The 19,789-nt window shown below is 44.9% G+C and carries 18 protein-coding genes; 7 read left to right on the forward strand and 11 right to left on the reverse strand.

All coding sequences use genetic code 11. From position 1 onward, the window contains the following. Positions 1 to 117 precede the first annotated feature (117 nt). Entirely contained in the window at positions 118 to 585 is a 468-nt protein-coding gene (locus IQ257_RS16060) for a DUF29 domain-containing protein (RefSeq protein ID WP_193874177.1), read from the forward strand. Between the two features lie 85 nt (positions 586 to 670). On the opposite strand, the gene dusA is transcribed toward IQ257_RS16060, so the two are convergent. Next, entirely contained in the window at positions 671 to 1,708 is a 1,038-nt protein-coding gene (gene dusA / locus IQ257_RS16065) for a tRNA dihydrouridine(20/20a) synthase DusA (protein ID WP_193874178.1), read from the reverse strand. 149 nt (positions 1,709 to 1,857) lie between these two features. Then, complete coding sequence (locus IQ257_RS16070) at positions 1,858 to 2,295, reverse strand: hypothetical protein (protein WP_193874179.1); 438 nt, start codon at positions 2,293 to 2,295, stop codon at positions 1,858 to 1,860. Positions 2,296 to 2,480: 185 nt separating this feature from the next. Between IQ257_RS16070 and IQ257_RS16075 the strand changes: the two genes are divergently transcribed. After that, positions 2,481 to 3,320 (forward strand): XDD3 family exosortase-dependent surface protein, encoded by an 840-nt coding sequence (locus IQ257_RS16075; protein ID WP_322744359.1) that lies wholly within the window; start codon positions 2,481 to 2,483, stop codon positions 3,318 to 3,320. Positions 3,321 to 3,461: 141 nt separating this feature from the next. Beyond that, entirely contained in the window at positions 3,462 to 5,207 is a 1,746-nt protein-coding gene (locus IQ257_RS31550; RefSeq protein ID WP_193874181.1) for a right-handed parallel beta-helix repeat-containing protein, read from the forward strand. Positions 5,208 to 5,354: 147 nt separating this feature from the next. Here IQ257_RS31550 and IQ257_RS16085 read toward each other — a convergent pair whose 3' ends face one another. After that, positions 5,355 to 5,561, reverse strand: coding sequence for a hypothetical protein (locus IQ257_RS16085; RefSeq protein WP_193874182.1), 207 nt, complete (start codon positions 5,559 to 5,561; stop codon positions 5,355 to 5,357). A 460-nt stretch (positions 5,562 to 6,021) separates the two neighbouring features. Then, positions 6,022 to 7,989, reverse strand: coding sequence for an FHA domain-containing protein (locus tag IQ257_RS16090; protein ID WP_193874183.1), 1,968 nt, complete (start codon positions 7,987 to 7,989; stop codon positions 6,022 to 6,024). Between the two features lie 72 nt (positions 7,990 to 8,061). On the opposite strand from IQ257_RS16090, the gene IQ257_RS16095 reads away from it, so the two are divergent. From IQ257_RS16095 to ligA, 3 genes are read left to right on the forward strand one after another with little or no spacing between them, the layout of a single operon-like run. Beyond that, entirely contained in the window at positions 8,062 to 9,210 is a 1,149-nt protein-coding gene (locus tag IQ257_RS16095) for a PAS domain-containing sensor histidine kinase (protein ID WP_322744360.1), read from the forward strand. Further along, positions 9,176 to 9,580 (forward strand): AI-2E family transporter, encoded by a 405-nt coding sequence (locus tag IQ257_RS16100; protein WP_265584482.1) that lies wholly within the window; start codon positions 9,176 to 9,178, stop codon positions 9,578 to 9,580. Before IQ257_RS16095 ends, IQ257_RS16100 begins: the two co-directional genes overlap by 35 nt. Before the next feature lie 52 nt (positions 9,581 to 9,632). Next, positions 9,633 to 11,663, forward strand: coding sequence for an NAD-dependent DNA ligase LigA (gene ligA, locus IQ257_RS16105; protein ID WP_193874184.1), 2,031 nt, complete (start codon positions 9,633 to 9,635; stop codon positions 11,661 to 11,663). Positions 11,664 to 11,938: 275 nt separating this feature from the next. On the opposite strand, the gene cbiE is transcribed toward ligA, so the two are convergent. The 7 genes from cbiE to IQ257_RS16140 all read right to left on the reverse strand — a co-directional run bounded on the left by cbiE (position 11,939) and on the right by IQ257_RS16140 (position 18,618). After that, positions 11,939 to 13,207, reverse strand: a complete 1,269-nt coding sequence (gene cbiE / locus IQ257_RS16110; RefSeq protein WP_193874185.1) for a precorrin-6y C5,15-methyltransferase (decarboxylating) subunit CbiE — start codon at positions 13,205 to 13,207, stop codon at positions 11,939 to 11,941. Positions 13,208 to 13,210: 3 nt separating this feature from the next. Beyond that, positions 13,211 to 13,621 carry a hypothetical protein gene (locus tag IQ257_RS16115; protein ID WP_193874186.1) on the reverse strand — a complete coding sequence of 137 codons (411 nt, stop codon included), beginning with the start codon at positions 13,619 to 13,621 and terminating at the stop codon, positions 13,211 to 13,213. A gap of 74 nt (positions 13,622 to 13,695) precedes the next feature. Further along, positions 13,696 to 14,490: a PEP-CTERM sorting domain-containing protein gene (locus IQ257_RS16120; RefSeq protein ID WP_193874187.1), complete on the reverse strand. Its 795-nt coding sequence runs from the start codon at positions 14,488 to 14,490 to the stop codon at positions 13,696 to 13,698. A gap of 168 nt (positions 14,491 to 14,658) precedes the next feature. Beyond that, positions 14,659 to 15,285, reverse strand: a complete 627-nt coding sequence (locus tag IQ257_RS16125; protein WP_193874188.1) for a cobalt-precorrin-8X methylmutase — start codon at positions 15,283 to 15,285, stop codon at positions 14,659 to 14,661. A gap of 12 nt (positions 15,286 to 15,297) precedes the next feature. Further along, entirely contained in the window at positions 15,298 to 15,819 is a 522-nt protein-coding gene (locus tag IQ257_RS16130; protein WP_228060759.1) for a hypothetical protein, read from the reverse strand. Between the two features lie 83 nt (positions 15,820 to 15,902). Then, complete coding sequence (locus IQ257_RS16135; RefSeq protein ID WP_193874189.1) at positions 15,903 to 17,783, reverse strand: AAA family ATPase; 1,881 nt, start codon at positions 17,781 to 17,783, stop codon at positions 15,903 to 15,905. 49 nt (positions 17,784 to 17,832) lie between these two features. Continuing rightward, positions 17,833 to 18,618 (reverse strand): DUF1868 domain-containing protein, encoded by a 786-nt coding sequence (locus tag IQ257_RS16140; protein ID WP_193874190.1) that lies wholly within the window; start codon positions 18,616 to 18,618, stop codon positions 17,833 to 17,835. 35 nt (positions 18,619 to 18,653) lie between these two features. Between IQ257_RS16140 and holA the strand changes: the two genes are divergently transcribed. Then, the gene (gene holA / locus IQ257_RS16145) at positions 18,654 to 19,637 is read left to right on the forward strand and encodes a DNA polymerase III subunit delta (RefSeq protein WP_193874191.1); all 984 of its coding nucleotides are present in this window, start codon (positions 18,654 to 18,656) and stop codon (positions 19,635 to 19,637) included. The last annotated feature ends 152 nt before the right edge of the window (positions 19,638 to 19,789 follow it).

Consider the following 19,789-nt stretch of genomic DNA (forward strand, 5'->3'; position numbering starts at 1 on the left):
CTGGGAGTTTGATGGAAATCGGCTCATTTGATTTTGATGAAAATTAGTAAACTAGAGGTTGTCAGCGGTTTGCTTGAATTAGTTGAAACCTTAAATTATTGGGAGTCGAGCTGAAGAATGTATAACACGCTATATGATCGCGATTTGCAATTATGGATTGAACAAACAATTCAGCAGTTACAGAATCATGAATTTGAGTCGCTGGATATTGAGCATTTGATTGAGGAGCTAGTTGATTTGGGAAAATCAGAGAGAAATACGCTAAAAAGCAATCTCAAAATTTTGTTAGCGCATTTACTCAAGTTAAAGATTCAGCATGATGTACCTGATTCGATGAAAGCAAGTTGGTACAGTTCGGTTGTGGAACATCGTCAGCGGGTTCTCGACAATCTGACAGATGCCCCATCTCTCAAAAGTTTCTTGGTAGAAGCTGTGGAAAAAACCTATCCAGATGGTCGGAAGGTGGCAATTAAGGAGGGTATACTTGCTAAGTTTGGGGTTCGTGTGCCGGAAGAGAGTGAGTATCCCATAATGTGTCCTTTTTCGGTTGAGCAGATTCTGGATGAAGATTTCTACGGGCTATAGAGGGTTACTGGAACAGAAAGCCAAAGAATTGAGCGATCGCACTCCTGATAACAAATCTGTGTTGATTACCCGCCTTTTCAATTTTTCACCGCAATCCTGTAGAAACGTTGCCTGCTACATCTCTACTCGGCAACGCCTCCCGCACCACCTCAGAACCCGCACCAGCAATACAAGACTTTTCCGTTAAATACCGCTTCCAAGCTCTACTTCCCGGTTGTCCTGCAAACAATTGCAGCATATGTCGAGTAATTTTATTCAGCTTCAGCCCTTTTTCCGCCCAAAAATCAATATAAGGAATCATCGCTTCAGCCACCTGATAGCGAGTTAAGGGAGTATTCTCCTCCCCAAAAATCTCACGATCTGCCATTGCAAATAGATAAGGATTATCGTAAGCTGCACGACCAATCATCACCGCATCCACAAATGCTAATTGCTCCCGCACCTGCTCTAAATTAGTAAATCCGCCATTAATCTCAATAAATAGGTGGGGAAACTCCTGCTTTAAGCGATGTACATCACCGTAACGCAGGGGGGGAATATCCCGATTTTCTTTTGGACTTAATCCCTGCAACCACGCCTTACGTGCATGGACACTAAAGCGCTGACAACCAGCATCAGATACGATACGAACAAAGTTAGTCATATCCTCGTAACGATCAAGGTCATCAATACCAATACGATGCTTGACTGTAACCGGAATCCTAACAGCTTTAATCATACTCTCCACTGCCCCTGCTACCCGTTCCGGTTGTGCCATCAAGCAAGCGCCAAAGTTACCATCTTGTACCCGACTGCTAGGGCAACCCACATTCAGATTAATCTCGTCATACCCCATATCTTCGGCAATTCGCGCACATTCAGCTAGTTCTTGAGGATTATCACCTCCAACTTGCAGAGCCAAGGGTTTCTCTTCAGGAGAAAAACCCAGTAGTCGTTTGCGATCGCCATGGAGAATAGCCGCACTCGTAACCATCTCAGTGTAGAGTAAAGTGCGGCGTGTAATCTGTCGCATGAAATACCGAAAATGGAGATCGGTGCGATCCATCATCGGTGCGACACTTAAGGGATAATAGCATTCTGCACTAGTGGTATCAGGTAAAACGGCTGGGTTAAAACTGAGCATTCGTAAAAAAAAAGATTAGTCTGGGCAATTAGCGATCGCATTACTCCAGACTAACAAGCAAACGCTATAGGGGTAACTGAACTCCGACTTGTACTTAATTAAGTGACATTCGAGTTAGGAGATAGTTCATAGCGATCAACCCTGAACCTTCAAATCAATCGCCCACCCCGAAACCGCCAACGGGGAAATACAATCCGCATTAGGCTTTGGGACGCTACATAGACACCCAGCCAGACTAAGCTGTAGTGAATAATAAACCAGAGCGGCGATACCTCCTTCGGTATACTTGGCAACCCAAACAGTTTCACAATACTCAGTAAAAATCCACCTTCCCAAATACCAGCCAATAATTGCAAAACCCCGGGCCAATCCCGATCCCAACGAAATTTCTGAAGGTAGTTATAAAGGATATCCCAGCCCAAACCAAACAGTACCACATATGCCAATATTCGGAAGAATACGGGATAGGAAGGAAAACCTGTGTTAGGACTGATGATACCCCAATAAAACGGCAAAGTAATTAATAAACCGACGGTTGCAAAGAGAAATAATCGAGTTTGCCAACGTCCGAGTAGGGTAGGAGTCATAGCAGTTAGTGGAAATCTTCTTTCACTTTATGACTGAATTTTACTGTTGTAATCCAAGCAGAATCAAAACCTCCAACTATCAGGGTATGCTTTTAGGCAGTAAAAAGCTATCAACTCAACTAATGTTTGCTACAATAAGAGAGAAAAGACTTCGATCAACGTTAGTAACTTTTTCCCTAATTGCCGTGACAGGGCAACCCGTCCAGGCGGGTACTCTGCATAATGGCTGGAATTATGCTATTGATTCCTTTTCAGATGGGGTGACGGGTGAAGTCATCGGCGCAACTGGTGATTTTGAGTTCTACAGCCTTGCCCTCAAAGAAGAAGCCGACACTATTTTTATTGCCATTAACGCTAACCTCAGCTTGACGGGTTACGAGGATAGCACCGCCACAAATGCCAGCATTGCCTATGGAGATTTATTTTTTAATTTCTCGGGCAATCATTTAAAAACGGCAAATCTTAAGGGTGAATTGTTTGCCATTCGCTTTGCTGAGGTGAATGATGCCGGAGTCACAGAATTAGGGGTTTATGAAAATGTTACTGCCAAGAGTGTTACGTCAACTAATTCTGGATTTAGCAACTTAGAACTGTACGGCAACCACGTTATAGGCGAAGGGGGTACTCCCTCAATGGGAGATTTAACGATTGATGACTCTTATTTTGAGCAAACGGGGGAAGGGACAGTTTTAAACGCGATCGCATCGGGTACTAAAGTAGGAGATATTGCTTTCCTGGATAAGAATACTCTCAGTTTAATGGGGCTTGATTTTGGCTATTTTAACGCAACAGGTTCGCAAACCCTTGGCTTTAGTTTTGATAAAAACTTGCTTGCTAACGGTAGCTTTATCGCTCATATCTTTGCCGAGTGTGCTAATGATGGCATAGCCATAGAGGGTTCATTTAAAGAAACTAAGGTTGAGGATATCAAAGATGTACCCGAACCTTCTGGTATTGCTGGAATAATTTTAATGGGTTTGGTGCTGGTTAGTGAGCGGCTATACAAGACTCGTCATTCAAAGTAGAGACGCGATATGTGGCGTCTCGATGGAATAGGGAGTAGGTAAGAAAACTAAATGTATCTCACGACGCTATGATTTGACGGCTTTACTCGCTTCGAGGGTTTTGTCCCACTTCTCCAGAATCCTGGTAATAATCTGACCTTTATGGAAGGGCGTTTATTACTGGATAACGATACCAACTTGGGAGGTAATATCCTGTTGGGATATCGCAGGTATAACTCAAATTCCCGCCGAATTTGGGGGGGCTACGTTGGCTATGACATTCGCGATAGTGGCGATAATACCTTTCACCAACTTGGGTTGGGTGGCGAAAGTTTAGGAGAAATTTGGGATTTTCGTGTCAATGGCTACCTCCCCATTGGAGATACCCGCCAAGGTGTTGGCGAGGGTGCCGTTCGAGGCAGCTTTTTTCACCAAAACTATTTAATTTTAGAGCAAGGGCAAAACCGCGAAGCAGCAATGGGCGGTGTTGATGCGGAAGTTGGGGTAAGACTTGCTCAATTTGGCACTCAGGGAAGTTTGCGCGGGTATGGGGGATTGTATTGGTATGACGCTGAAGGTAGTCCGGATACCTTAGGTTGGCGCGTGAGATTGGAAGCGCGTCCCACCGATTACCTGAATTTCGGCGTATCGTTTCAAGAGGATGAGTTGTTTGGTACGAATGTTGTTTTTACCCTTGGCGCGACGTTTCCTGGAACTCGTCCCCAAGGTGCTATAGCTGAAGACGACATCGTTTTAGCACGGTTGGGAGAATCGGTACAGCGTACCAATGCGATTATCATCGACTATCAAGACGAATTCCGACAAGTGCCTGCGACGAATCCAGAAACGAATGAACCTTATGTATTCCAGCACGTTAACTTAGGAACGACTGGGGGAGATGGTACGTTTGAAAATCCGGTGGGTACGGTTCAGGAGGGGTTAGATCGAACTGTATCAGACGGTAACGATATTGTTTACGTCCAACCTGGGACAAATCCTGGTATCCCACCGTTCACGATTCCCGATCGCGTCCAGGTACTTTCTACGGGTCCGGTGCAGCAACTGGAGACAGTGGAATCCGGCATTGTGCAGTTATCCCTATCTGGCGCTGGCGTACTGCCTACTATTACTCCGGGTGCGACTGCTTCGGTAACAATGGGCGATCGCACAACCCTATCTGGATTTGACATTCCCAATGCTGGTACTAACGCCATTCAGGGGACGAGTATCGACACAGTAACGATTCGGGATAATGCGATCGCTAATTCAACTCAAACAGGTATCCTCTTATTTGATGTTACTGGACAAGTGACAGTTACTGATAACAGCATCGATACTACTGGTGGTTTCGGTAATAGCGGCTTCTTCATCGGAAATACTGGGGGTTCAGTTGATTTGACAGTGGTCAGAAATCAGATTGCCAACACGACAGATAGTGGTATTGACATCCTGCTTTTCAATACAGCCGAAGCAACTGCCAATCTCTCCGATAACACCCTTTCTGGCAATAACACTGACGGCATCCGTGCCGATATGTTCGGTAATTCGACGGCAACGCTGACCATCGACAACAACACAGTTTCTGACAACGAAACTTTCGGCATCGGTATCAGATCCAATGAATCGGCTACAGCAATAACAACTCTCACAAATAACACCGTTTCCGATAACGATTTCGGCATCGGTATCAGATCCAATGAATCGGCTACAGCAATAGCAACTCTCACAAATAACACCGTTTCTGGCAATGGCTTTGACAGTACCGATATAGACACAGCAACAGACGGTATCGCCACAGCTACAAGAGGTGACTCTTCTCTTCAACTTTTGCTTAAAGAGAATACTGCCACTAATAATGCTCGTTTTGGAATTTCAATCTTGAGTGATTACTTTATTAGGAGTGTTTAACCCGACATGATATTATGGGATAAATGTCGTTCAATTTTCACTTTGATTAAGGCGATTTAATCTTAGTGGAGTGAGATAATTAAAAATGAGAACCACGACTTCTCTAAGAAGTTGGGGTTTTGAACTGATGGATTTCTTGGAAGTTTATTATCGAGATTCTGTTCCTTGATTTGGATCACCCGCTACCCGTTTGTTTTCACCTTCAGCTTCCGGTATTGTTGCCGGATCTTTCTTGGATGCTTGCTCATCAGCTTGCGGATCTTTAGGCTCATTACCCGTTGTACGAGCTTCAGCAGCAGTAGTGGTTTGCTTGCCTCCGGCGGCGGTTGACGATCGCTGTTCTTCTTCAGGCATAATTACATCTCTCTCAATAGAGTCCAACTAATTCTAAAAACTCTAGGGGAACAAGTTCCTCTCCCTAAAATAAGGCTTTGGCTTCTTCATCCCTCTATCCAAAGGTGGATAGGTTGTAAATCTTAGGTGACTTAGATCTTGCAGTACTGACGATGAACCCCAAGATACCGTAAGGTGGGCAAAAGTAACTAACGATAGCATAGGCATTTGCTGTATAAATTTTGCCCACCCTACCTAAAATTGGCTTATTGAGATTGATCCTAGATGTGAGGTGATGAAGAAATTTTCCATAAAACCTAACACCTAAGACCTAACACCTAATAGCCTATTCAAATGGTATCTTAATGTAAAACATATTGAAGTGTTCAAGTATACTCTTTCTTTTAATAGATAGCGCTATTCTCTACTCCTTACTAGTAGGAGTTGAACGTAACTCTATAAATAGAACTAGTCCGAAACTTTAAGGAGAGCGATCGCTTACCCACTTCAACCATTGAAGAAACGAACTCAGGGCATTCAATCGATGAATTCTAGGGGATTTAGTAGAAGCGATCGCATCCACTGCCCTTAATGCCGTATACTGCAACCCCAAAAAACTATCCACCGCCGCATAAGAACCCCCCAAAGTAATCGCACCTGCGGCATACATCTGCCCCCCTGACTGGCGCATTTCTACCAATTCAAACTCATTACTCACCGTTAAACGCCCCAAGTCATTGAGGGGTAAGTTGTAATGAGTAACTAAGTCATTTAAGAAAGGACTAGCAGTAACATTGGCATCGAGTCCCGTTGCATCAATAATAAAATCCGCCTCTAGACGCATCTGCCCTTTATAATTCTTCTCCTGAATATAGGTAACGATGCAGTTTTGTTCCCGTTCTACCCGTTCCACTTCCCCAAATTCAATTTTGTACCAGCCTCGCTTGAGTCCTTCATCAACAATATGCTTCCAATCGCTTCGATCCGCAGTCGTTGTCCCTCCCCAGTCACTCAGCAAACGCTGTCGCTGTTGAGGTTCAGCCTTTTCTAGCATTTCCCGCAATTCCCCACTCCAGCAGGCTTTGGGCCAGTTGAAGGGTTGAAATTCATAATGGTGTTTTACCAGTCGTTGGGATTTACCGAAGGTGTTACCTTGGGGTTTAGGCGATCGCATTAAATGCACTAACCGAATCTGCGGGTTTCGCTGTCGCGCCTCATAGACTCGCTGCACAATCCGGGATGCTACAATTCCTCTCCCCCGAATCAATACTGTACCCCCCTGCCGTTCTAATTGGTTGTAAACATGGTTATGGGGTTCATAGGCATTCACCACCGACTGAAAATCGCGGGTTTTCTCTCGATATGCTTGCAAATCGGGAAGAAACTTAATCGCCGGATATCCCGTGGCTAGATGAACGTAACGGGCAATTAAGAAGGCATGGTCGCGCTGTCCGGAAGTTGTGCGAGAATAAGCGATCGCATACCGCCCGTCATCAGTTTTACGAATCGCCCGGACACTACCATACCGAAATATCTGCTGCCAACCAATCCGCTTCGCTTCCCGATCCAACGAATCAAATACATTGCCAGCGCGAGGCGTATAAGTTTCGGCAAACGTCGGTTCAGCAAAAACCTGCCACAAATACTTTAAAGATACCCTCAGATGCCCCCGCCATAAATCATGCCATGCCTCTCGTAAGGCATAACTGGGAAAACCCCAGATATTATCGGGACAGGAATCAGAATTTGATCGCAACCGTTCCTGTAGAGGAATTTGAGAATTCAGGCAGAGTTGCTTATAGCGAGTATAAGGTTTCGGTTCAATGCCTAACGCCGTAACCTGAGAGGGTTTTACCCCATAGATTCTCAAAAAATCCACCCAAACAAAACTCCCCAATCCCGCTCCAATCGTGGCATAATCTATTTCATGTACCGATAGACCCGTAGCGTGAAGGTCTTGCAAAATGACCTGTTGAGCCTGAAAAATTGGCGGCGGAAAGGCAGTGCGACTCGTTGGTGGTACGGGAGGCGGTTGATTGGGGTCTGGTAATCCTGTATTGGGATTGAAGAAAATTTGGGAATTGCCGGCACGAGGGGATTGCTGAGTTCTGGGGGTGAAACTGACACTGATAGTGTAAGGACCAATTTGCAGCGTGTCTCCGTTGGCTAGAGTGCTTCGCTTCTGGAGAACACCATTAACAAACGTACCGTTGCGACTGTTTTGATCGATAACAACTAACCCACCGCTATCTTGGTCGATTAAAAGGTGAAAGCGAGATACCTCAATGCTGTTGAGTAACATCCGAGATACCCGACGCCCTTGGAGTTCAGCAGGCATCCCGTTGAAATCGCGCCCCAACGCAATGGGAATCGATAGTAAAGGCGATCGCAACTCTCCAGTGGCTGGGTCGTCCCAACTCAACTGAATTCGCAAGGGTGCAGACTGCATACTTTCATCTCTAAACCGCCAAGAAGATATCCCATTATAGCGACCAAGCTTTATTGGTATGTAGCCAAGGCTATTTACCTCAGCAAAAGCTGGTACGAGTTCACAGGGCAAACAGAAGCAATGGGACTGGGGTTTGGGTGGCTAGAGGCAGTGCATCCAGAGGATCGGAAATTTTCTAGTGACATCTTTTTACGGGCAATTGAGCGTCAAGAAGCCTTTCAACTAGAATATCGTTTTCGTAGCCAAGACGGTGAATATCGGTGGGCAATTGATGCGGCCAGCCCTTGGTTTACACAAGAGGGTGAGTTTAAAGGATACATTGGCTCAGTCATTGAGATTAACGATCGCAAACAAACCGAGGAAGCGTTACGCCAAAGCGAGGAACGCTATCGGTGTTTGGCAGAATTAATCCCCCAGTTAGTCTGGACTGCCAATGCCAAAGGAGCGTTATTGGATGTCAATCGACGCTGGTCAGAGTTTACAGGGTTAACGCTGGAACAAGCCCGTACAACGGCATGGGAAGAGGTTGTCCATCCTGAAGATTTACCTGTTCTAGTTCAAGAGTGGACTGAGGCAGTACAACAGGAAACCTCCTATCAAGCGGAAGGTCGTATGCGGCGAGCAGATGGGGTGTATCGCTGGCACCTGCACCAGGCAATTCCACAAAAAAATGAGCAAGGTCAAATTGTCAAATGGTTTGGCACGGCAACGGATATCGAAGCGAAAAAACAACTGGAAATCGAACGTACTCGCCTATTACAGCGAGAGCAATCTGCACGGGAAGCCGCCGAACGAGCCAACCGCATCAAAGATGAATTTCTCGCTGTTCTTTCCCACGAGTTGCGATCGCCGCTTAATCCTATCCTAGGCTGGGCAAAGTTGTTACAAACCCGCAAACTGGATGAAACCAAAACAGCCCAAGCCCTTGCCACCATTGAACGCAATGCTAAATTACAAACTCAACTGATTGATGATCTGCTCGATGTTGCCAAAATTCTGCGCGGTAAACTGAGCTTAACGATCACCCCCGTCAATCTAGCCCCAGTAATCCAAGCGGCGATCGATACAGTCAGGACGGCAGCCGTAACTAAATCTATCTCGCTTCATCCTGTATTACCGAATATCGGGCAGGTATCTGGTGATGCGGCTCGACTCCATGACTCTGACCAGTTTATTAACGGGAGTATTGACCAGCATTTGGTGTTTTGTCTTGGGAGTTGATTTGGCATTTGTGTGGGGATTAGTCGCGTTTGTGCTCAACTATATCCCAACGTTGGGTTCAATTATTGCAGTCATTCCGCCCACGCTGGTGGCTCTTGTTTTTGAGGGAGTGGGTATAGGTATTGCCACATTAATAGGTTTAGCAGTGATTCAGGTTGTGATGGGTAATTTTATTGATCCTCGCGTACAGGGAAAATCTTTGCAGCTATCGCCGTTTGTTGCTTTAATTTCCATCGTGTTTTGGGGATGGGTATGGGATATATCCGGTGCTATCTTGGGTGTTCCGATGACGGTAGCAATCATTCTCCTTTGTCAAGAGTTTAAATCAACGCGAGGGATTGCGATTGTTCTGGGCGAAGTAGAACGCTAGACTAGAAAGGCAGCTTTCCCGTACTTGGGGTAGAAAACTGAGTGAAAGTCAAGTGACGCCAGAAATAAAACAGCGGGTTCAAGAACTGCGGCAACTGATACAGAACGCTAGCTATGCCTATTACGTTCTCGACAATCCCATTATGGAAGATGCGGTCTACGATCGCCTATATCGAGAACTGCAAGAATTAGAGTCGCAGTATCCCGAATTGGTGACGCCGGATAGTCCCACCCAGCGCGTGGGTGAGAAACCCGCATCTCAGTTTTCCTCAGTGCGGCACAATATCCCCCTCTACAGTTTAGAGAATGCCTTTAATCTGGAAGAATTTACCAAATGGCAGGAGCGATGGCAGCGCTATCTCTCTCAAAATCCCCCACTCCCCAGTGAATATGTCTGCGAACTAAAAATTGATGGGAACGCTTTGGCACTAACCTATGAAAATGGACTATTAGTGCGGGGAGTGACGCGAGGGGACGGGGTTACAGGTGAAGATATTACCCAGAATGTGCGTACAATTCGCTCTATTCCCTTACGGTTGAATATAGAGACACCACCACCAGTTGTAGAAGTGCGGGGCGAGGCGTTTTTACCCCTGGAGGTATTTGAAGAGATTAATCGAGAGCGAGAGGAAGCGGGTGAACCGTTATTTGCTAATCCGCGTAACGCTGCTGCTGGTACGTTGCGGCAATTAGATCCCCAGATTGTTGATCGACGGCGGTTAGATTTCTTTGCCTATACATTGCATATTCAAGGAATTAACGATGCTGAAGTCGCCCGTACTCAATGGGAGGCACTAGAATTACTGCAAAATCTGGGGTTTCGCGTGAATCCCCATCGGAAAGTTTGTGCGTCTTTAGAGGAAGTCTGGGAGTATTACGAGTATTGGGATACAGATCGGCGGAATTTGCCCTATATGACAGACGGGGTGGTAGTCAAAGTCAACTCCCTGGAATTGCAAGAACAACTAGGGTTTACCCAGAAGTTTCCCCGTTGGGCGATCGCTCTTAAGTATCCAGCAGAAGAAGCGCCGACACTAGTACTTGATGTTAAAGTTCAGGTGGGACGAACGGGGGCGCTGACACCAGTGGCAGAATTGCAGCCAGTGCAGTTAGCTGGAACAACGGTATCGAGAGCATCGTTGCATAATAGCGATCGCATTCGGGAGTTAGAACTCCATATTGGCGACACGGTAATTGTTCGCAAAGCGGGGGAAATTATCCCGGAAGTGGTACGGGTACTGCCAGAACTCCGTCCCGCTAATGCTCAACCCTTCCAGATGCCCAGCCATTGTCCTGTCTGCAATCAGCCGGTGGTGCGTTTAACAGGGGAAGCCGTAACTCGCTGTATAAATGCTTCGTGTCCAGCAATATTAAAGGGTTCGCTGATTCATTGGGCAAGTCGCGGTGCTTTAGATATTAATGGTTTGGGGGAAAAAATTGTCGAGCAATTGGTTGAGCGAGGTATAGTACAGTCAGTTGCCGATTTATATGATTTAACGACTGAACAGCTAGCATCTTTAGAGCGTATGGGCGTCAAGTCTGCTCAGAAAATAATAGATGCGATCGCTAATTCTAAAATACAACCTTGGGCACGAGTCCTCTACGGTTTGGGCATTCGTCACGTTGGTAGCGTCAATGCCCAAGTTTTAAGCCAGCAGTTTCCAACAGTTGAACGATTAGCTGGGGCTAGGGTAGCAGAAATTGAAGGGGTTTACGGCATTGGTTCAGAAATTGCTCAATCTGTTTATGATTGGTTCCGGGTTCCTAGCAATCAGGTTTTAATTGAACGATTGCGAGAGGCGGGTTTGCAAGTTACGGCTGAAGCAGGGGAAACTACTCCTGAACCCGCAGAGCAACCCTTGAGGGGTAAAACCTTTGTCATTACAGGTACTTTACCAACACTCAAGCGCGATGAGGCGAAGGAGTTGATTCAACAAGCTGGTGGTAAAGTGACGAGTTCCGTCAGTTCTAAAACGGACTATATAGTAGTTGGAGAGGATGCGGGTTCTAAATTAGAAAAGGCGCAAGGGTTAGGAATTACTCAACTTAGTGAAGCTCAGTTGTTGGACTGGTTGCAGCGATAACTGTTTGCACGATGGATTTGTTGACTTGAAATTCAGGAGCTTGAAGATTACCACTAGCAAGGGTTTGACGTATCTGACGCAAGGCATTCGAGTAGGAAGCACGTTCTTCTGGGTTGCACCAATGTGCGATCGCTTGGGATAATTCTTCTATATCGTCGGGTAAAGGAGCGATCGCTTGATTCAGTAACCCAACATAGCTTCAATATCAAATTAACATCGCTGTCGTCTTGACAAAATGACGGTTTTCCCCTTAATAGCTACTCGTCCATCGGCGGTCACTGAGCATAGCCGAAGTGACGAATTGCCCTGACGATTGTTACCGGATTGAGGGGTGTCAAGCGAGTGAGTTGTCCTACAGGAATAGAACGAGATAGCTGAACTTGCAATAATCGGTACTCCCAACCGTGAGTATTAAACCAACCAATAGCCTCATTAAGATGTTCCAACGTTGCCAGCGCTAACACGACAATCCCATTGGTTTCCAACTGCGCCTTACAGCGATCGAGAATTGAAAGTAAATTCCCCCCACTCCCGCCAATAAAGATGCGGTGGGGTGCTGGGAGGTGATGCAAAATGTCCGGTGCTGTACCGTTCATTGAGATAACATTCTTAACGTGCAGGCGGCGGCAATTCTGTTCGATCAGCGCACTGCCAATCGCCGTTTTTTCGATCGCATAAACCTGAGACGTACCGCACAAGCGACCAATTTCAATCGACACCGAACCCGTTCCCGCACCGATATCCCAAACGGTTTGTCCCGGTTGCAGTGTTAATTCTGCCAACACCAGCGTCCGCACTTCCCGCTTTGTCATCAAATTAGGGCGATCGCTAAAGCTGGCAAAGGCGCGATCGGGCAATCCCAGAATTGGTAAGGTATCAACGTCTACTGTTGGGTTAGTGTCGTCAGACTGACGCCGCAATACTACTACATTCAGGGGGGCAAACGTCTCTAGCAATACCGCATCCACTGGAAAACACCGCACCCGTTCGTTGGCACCTCCCAGATTTTCACACACCCAGAAGTCGTAAAAGTCAGAGAGTTCCATCCCCAGTAGCAGGCGAGCGATCGCATTTGGCGTATTTCTTCGGTCTGTCAACACGGCAATCTTCTCCGTTGCTTGCTGTAGTGCGACAGTCAACTCATCCATTGAGCGTCCGTGCGCACTGACAATTGCGGCATCTTGCCAAGGCACTTTCACCCGATTAAACGCAAGTTGCACCGCACTTACATGGGGATAAAACGTGAGCTGTTCCCGTGGCAATTCTTCTAATAACAGCCGTCCTAAGCCAAAAAATAGAGGATCGCCACTGACTAAGACTACAATGCCACCATTAGCGTCTTCTTTTGCCAACTGGCTACGAATATCGCGGATGACTTGGGTAAAATCTCCTAATACTATACGGGAAGCTGGATGGTTAGTAAAGTAGCTCAAATGGCGATCGCTCCCCACTAATACGGTTGCCTGTTCTACTACCTGCCGCACTGTATCCGTCAGTCCAGCAGCACCATCCAAGCCAATTCCTACGACCTGTATAGCATTCATCTGCTATCGCCGATTATCCCGGTGCAAATCATAAATAACTTTTTCCCAATACCAGTCTTCCGAACGACCAGGATTATTCTGTCTCACCTGTTCTAGCAATCGCTCTGCTAAATCCCAGTTTCCATGCACCAGTGTAAAAAGCTGATGCCGCAATTCCGTTCTCGGTCGGCTCCGATAACTTTCTTGCTGATTATACCAGGTATTGTATTGAGCTTCACCTGTTCTCACAATCTCATCGATGAAGGTTTGGGTTTGCTCTCCCAATTCTTGCCGGTTTCTCCCGGTTTCATCGATAAAGGTTTGGGCTTGTTTTCCCAATTCTTGCAGGTTTTTCCCCGTCTCCTCAATAGCTTGGTTGACGCCCTCAATGAAGAAGTTCAACGGGTTCTTAGTAAATTTTTCAGAATCGTCCATACTTCTCACTCCTCGGTAGATTGCTTTCGGTGTCCAATCCAAACACATCATCGTTCAGAATAATATCCCCGCATTTAGTTGCGGAATAAACCTAGCTTTTTCTTTAGAACTAAACCTAGTCCTAGCACTGATAAACCTATTACACTACCCGGTTCTGGAACACTTTGGTTAGGTAGTTTAAATGGATCAATAGTCTCGAACTCAATGTCGCCTGAGACTGTATCAGACCTAGAATATTCGTCACAGTAAAATTGCTCCTCTGTTAATTCACCAAATTTATAATAATAATTAGAATAGCAGTACTGCTCATATACATCTAATTGCTGTACAAAGTTAGTCTTTTCAACAAATAGGTTGTTGTATTCAGAAACATACAAATCAATACACCTCTCAACATAAGAACCATAGGAATAGTTCTCAGAATAACAGTAACCACCCGAATCATCGCTAACATTAGGTTCTAAATCCAAACTCAAACCTACCAATTTACCTGAATTAAACCAAAAATTTGCATAATTTAAATCGCTTGAATCCCAAGTTCCGTCACCTCCAAACTGAACCCCTTCAACGGATAGGATATGATAAATTCCTTCGTAATTAAAGTCAAATTGAACCTCAGATAGTGTTGTTGATAACTGATTTAAGCTAACTGTCTCCGTCCCAACACCTGTTAAAAATTCTTTCAGTAAATCTACTTCGTCATCTTGAACACTAAAAGTCAGATGCCCTGAGCCGAAAGCATCAAAGCTAACAAAGCTAAAATTAAACGAGGCAAACTCAGCCGCTTGTACTGGTTTACTTTCCAGTACTCCAAAACCTAGGGCTAAACCGACACTCAACAAGGCTATTTTTTTAAATGGACTAGTCATGTAGAACAGTTCCTTACGTGATAAAGTATCTAAGACATGGGGATAAAGATACAGTATTTTGTGAAGATAGATTTTGGGTATAGATCAATCTTCATCAAATCTTTAATCTTTTGCCGATTGTCAAGAGATACTTAATGTATTTTTGATAAGAAACTTATCTAATTGTTTCTACTCCCCCTTCCCTCTTTCCCGTTCCCAAGCCAAAACGATTAATGCATTCAAGATAGCAGCGGCGACAGGTGAACCTCCTTTCCGACTCTCAACTCGAATCTGAGGGACGGCTGTCTGAGCTAACATATCCTTGGATTCAAGAACTGATATAAATCCCACAGGTGCGCCAATCACTAGAGCAGGTTGAATTGAGGATGTTGGCAATTTAGCACACAAAGCGAGTAAAGCTGTCGGAGCATTACCAATCGTAAAAATAGCGTCAGGATATTCCTCAAAGCATTGGATTAAGCCTGTCTCCGTGCGGGTTTTTCCGGGAAGTGCTACAGGTGCTTGTTCGACGGCGGCAATTAAGGGGTTGCCGAAGGTTTTGGCTACCATTCCCGCTACCCCCTGTTTTACCATCCCGACATCAGTAATAATGGGTGTCTTATTTTGGATAGCGTTAATTCCAGCTTCAATTGCTTCTGGACTAAATTGAATCAGTTGGGTAAAGTCAAAGTCAGCAGTACTGTGGATGACTCGTCGCACAATGGCGTATTCATCGGGGGTAAAGGTGTGTTCGCCGATTTCTTGGTCGATGATGGCGAAGCTTTGCTCCATAATAGGGTGGATGGGTAAGTGCATAGATTTTTCTGCTTATTCCCCTTGACTAGATTTGGGTTGTGAGCGTTGGTGTATGCTATCTTGGGTAGTTCTGTTGGTGGAGTGCAGGTATTCAAGCATTAGCAAGCGCAAATAGTCCAGCATCTGAATATAAGCTTTCAGTTGTCTGTAGTCTCCATTGGTGGCAAAGTAAAATTGAGCGATCGCGGGAACACTAAAGATTCGCCTATCTTGCAATTGCTTAATGGCATCCTGTTCATTTTCAATCCAGCCTCGTGTTTGAATTTGACTGGCATAACCTCGGATATCCACGGTTAACAGTTCGATTTCTTCGAGAAGGGTGAATTCTTCATCAGAAGTTGGAAATAGAGAACCAATCTTTTTTCGTTCTTCTTTTGTATTTTTATAATCGACCGTTAACTGCTCTAGCAGTCGAGTGATGTAGGTAGAGGCATTCCATTCAGCTATATACTGCTTTATTTCAGTAACTTCTATCTCGGTGTATCCTTCGCCTAGCTGAGATAAAAAAGAATCAACAGGTGGATCATCCTGCATCAATCTTGAACTCCAGTTGTTGATATAATAGAATCTTTGAAACTTATAAACATCGATATTTTCTGTTTATTAAAAAATATTGCTCATGTCTTGCCCCTAGTCCGATTTAAGGGTTTGTTCTCAAGCACCTCCTGCAAAAACTTAGTAAGTTCAGCAAGGTAATGGGGTTCGTGTTCAAGCAACCAGTCTGTTAGTTCAGGGGAGTGCGTTGTTTTCCGAAACTCTACTCGCGTCTCAGAGAACTCCGCGAATAAGCGTTTGAGAAGGTTAGCACCATGAACTTTGCACAACCATTCGTCCTCTGACAGGCTATTCTTATCAACCCCTTGCGGAAGGTAACTCCTGTTCTGCTGCTTGTCCTCAATCCATTGCTGAACGTCTTCCTCTGTGAGACATTTATCCCGTGATTTATCATACTGATTGATGAGGGTTGCGATCGCTTTTGGATGCAGCAGATAGTTTTCATACATACACCGGGGGAGAAAGAATAGATTAGGACGTTCCTTCTCTAGCCTTTTTATCTCTTCCTCCGATTTATTTTCCCTGTCGAACACAAACCGCATTTGCTCTGGGAATAAGCTAACTCGACTACTGAGGCGATCGTAGATGTAAAATATAGCGTCGGCAGCTTTAGCAGGTTTCTTCTCAAAGTCTCCCGTTTTCCTGACTTTGAGGATTTGAGTGCCTCTTAAATGATTAGTCGCTAATTCTTCCAGTATCCGTGGGAAACACAGTTCCTCGGTTTCACCTTCCACCCAGAGGATATCGTCAACGCCGAAAATGTCTGATAATCTGATTCCCAGGTCAGCTAATAGGGAACGCTGTTCTTTAATGTCGTCCGGGTTCATTACCTCAGTTTTGGTTTCACCGGCTTCATATCGCAGCTTCACAATAGTAGAGGGATTAGCAGCCGCAATAATCATCGGTGAATGAGTGGCAATAATATATTGATGCTGTGGGAATTCTTTGAGAATCTCTATCAGTTTCTTGGCTGCACCCGGATGCAGAAATGACTGAGGTTCATCGATGATGATAGTTCGTGGTTCTTGGGAGGTGAGGACAACGTACAGAATTGCCAAAACCTGACCGATTCCAGTTCCACACGCTGAGAGTGGAAATGATAAATCCTCCCTTTCTGTTTCAGGCTCTATCTGCCATACCATAATTTCAAGGGTGGAATTATCTTGATGTCGAACAGAAACCCATTTTATTTTTGGAAAAATAGTTAATACGTGTTGGTTGAAGCGCTCAAACCGCACCGGATTTTGCCCCTGTAATACCCCAAGAACTTCGGCTAGATTGGATGCATCGGGTTTAAGTTGGCTACTGTTACCAAAAGGGCAACTTGCAATATTTAGTCGTTCAGCGTAAAACCGATATACATTCTCTCTAAAATTTAGAAGTAAATAATCTACGATAGTTTCCTCTGATTGACCGTTATCTGGAGTCTGAATTCCAATATATAAAGTTTGTTTTGGATTATCAATTAAATCTGATGATGATTTAAAACCTGAAGTTAACTCAACAAAGTCTTTGTAATATAGTAAAGGTATATATAAATCAATTTTTATATCTTCTGTTTTTTCAATCCATTTTTGAAGTAAATATTCTGCATTGTTTTGTTTGATGTCATCTTCTGCTAACTCTGATTTGGGAATTTCAATTGTCCCATAATTAGAAGATTTATTGAAGAGAAGATTACATTTCAAATCTTTAATTAAATTAATAAAGTAAGATTTTTTAAGATTAAAGCGAATTTGCGCTTCCGCTATTGAATCCGGACTCGGTAACGTCTTAACACTCCGATGCGGCACATCCTCAAAACTCAGCGTCAGCGCCTCTAGTAACGCCGTCTTCCCCGAATTATTCGCCCCCACAATAATATTGATACCCGGTGTAAACTCCAGCAGGTCAGAGTCTCGGAATGATTTGTAATTAAAAAGTTGAAACTTTGAAATGTACATCCCACCATCTCTTGTTCAAAAAGCCTTGAACTCTGACCCGGTAAAAACCCTAAAACTCTACAAGGGGCCAGTCAGGTTCCCGGTAGTAACGTACCATATTATCAAACTTCCGCAGTTCCGCCCGTTTAACCCAGAATGAACTAACGTCCTTCTCTAAAAATTGCTCATTTAATTCTGATAGTACCTGAGTCGTGCGATCGCGGTCGAGTTCGGGGGGGATTTCGCCGTAATATCCCAAGGTAACGTGGGCAGTAAAATGGTACTGCTGCTGAATTCCTAAAGCAATTAAACCACGATTTTGATAAATAGCTCGGCGAAGTTGCCAAATCTGTTGATAAGAGTATTCGTCCTTGGGTGCTAAACACACGCCAATCGCACGAGGCATTACCATTAGACCAAGTAGCTGCCAACCAATGGGTTGGTTACTAGGAAAACTATGCTGATATTTCTGGAAACTTTCGCCAATCCGTTCTTGAAGTTGTTTGTCAAAATCAGGATTTTCTTGTTGGGCATCTCGATAAGTATTCTCCCAAATCAAATCAGCTAGGGTTATATGAAAACTACCCGGAGGTAACGCTATCATTAAAGAACCTAACTCTTGCAATAACCGTTCCTGGAGGTCTTGCAAATTCCGATAAAAGGCGGCATTATCTGGCTCTTCCTCCCAAGGTGGTGTAATTACGCTGTACCCAGGAAAATAGACGGCATATCTGTTACCATCTGGAAGACAGGCAAACTTGGGTGATGTGTGAATATGCTGCAACTTAGATTGATAGTTTGCCGGTAAGGTCATCCGTGCGACACGATTTACATAGATTGGATAAGTATCGTCCAATTTCAATTCCCTCCTAGTGCTTTTGCGTGTTCCTTATGCCAATTTATCTCTACTGGGGAGAGGATGACTTTGCGATGACGCAAGCAGTCAACGAACTGCGCAAGTCAGTACTCGACCCCAACTGGGTTAGTTTTAACTATGACAAAATTCCCCCCGACCAACCAGACACCGTCCTTCAGGGACTCAATCAGGCAATGACTCCCCCCTTTGGCATGGGCAATCGTCTGGTTTGGTTAGTAGAGACAACACTATGCCAGCAGTGTTCAGAACATTTGCTGGCAGAACTAGAGCGTACTCTACCTGCCATTCCTCAAGAGTCTATTTTGCTACTAACGGCTCCCAATCGACCAGATGGGCGTCTCAAATCGACAAAACTGCTGCAAAAGCACGCCAAAATCCAGGAATTTCCCCTGATACCCCCCTGGAAGACTGAACAGTTGGTAGAACAGGTAAAATCCTATTCTCGCTCAAATGGTGTCAAACTCACCCCTGGTGCTGCCCAACTCTTGGCAGGCGCAGTCGGAAACGATACCCGACAGCTATTTAACGAGTTGGAAAAATTGCGACTTTACGCTGGGGAGGCTCCCAAACCCCTAGATGAAAGTGCCGTTACTGCCTTAGTAACCACCACGACTCAAAACAGCTTACAACTGGCAGGGGCAATTCTCAAAGGGGATACTGCCAAAGCACTGGCACTAGTTGCCGACTTGATTCACAAAAATGAACCCCCCTTGCGGATTTCTGCCACGTTAATAGGGCAATTCCGCACCTGGTTATGGGTTAAACTAATGGTGAGTACCGGAGAAAAAGACCACACAGCGATCGCTAAAGCAGCCGAAGTCAGTAATCCTAAACGAATTTATTTCCTCACCAAAGAAGTTCAACACCTTTCTTTGAGTCAACTTACCTCCACCCTACGAGTCCTGCTGGAGTTGGAAATCAATCTTAAGACAGGCGCAGATTCGCTCTCAAGCTTGCAGAGTAAAGTAATACAAATCTGTCGCCTCTGCAAAAGTTAGAAATTAGGAGTTGGGAAATAGGTAAGAAAATCAAATCTACCTCCCTTAAATAAGAATTATTATAGAATATTTTGCCATTCATTTAGACTGGTTATAGATCTGCTTTTATGACTTGCTTTCTTAAGTTCCAGCCTTTTGATTAATTCCCCCGC

This window comes from Coleofasciculus sp. LEGE 07092, assembly GCF_015207375.1.
Taxonomy (GTDB): domain Bacteria; phylum Cyanobacteriota; class Cyanobacteriia; order Cyanobacteriales; family Coleofasciculaceae; genus LEGE-07092.